This window comes from Faecalibacterium sp. DFI.5.82, from assembly GCF_029076575.1.
GTDB lineage: Bacteria > Bacillota > Clostridia > Oscillospirales > Ruminococcaceae > Faecalibacterium > Faecalibacterium duncaniae.
The window spans coordinates 1-293 of the sequence record NZ_JARFIS010000982.1 but is presented as its reverse complement, the minus strand read 5'-3'; the positions used below and the strand labels follow the sequence as shown (position 1 = coordinate 293).

General features: G+C 63.5%; 1 pseudogene. It reads left to right on the top strand.

Features of this window, described 5'->3' with window-relative positions:
- A pseudogene (locus P0G09_RS19785) lies at positions 1 to 293 on the top strand (translation initiation factor 3); the annotation flags it as partial.

The following is a 293-nucleotide window of genomic DNA, read 5'->3' as shown; positions in this document are numbered from 1 at the left end:
CTGTGGACCATTTCCGAGGTGAAGGACCGTGCAAAGCGTGCCCCTGCCAAGAAGGCAGAGGAGGCCGTGGTAGAGGCTGCACCTGTGGTCGAGAGCGCTCCTGCAGAGGAGGCAAAGCCGGAGGTCAAGGAAGAGCCCGTTGTGGAGGAAAAGCCCGTGGAGGAGCCTGCAAAGGCTGAGGACAAGCCCGCTGAGCCTGTTAAGGCCGAAGAGGTGAAGGCGGAGCCTGTCAAGGCCGCTGCTCCCGCTGCCAAGGCTCCCGCAAAGAAGCCCGCCGCCAAAAAGACCAGCCG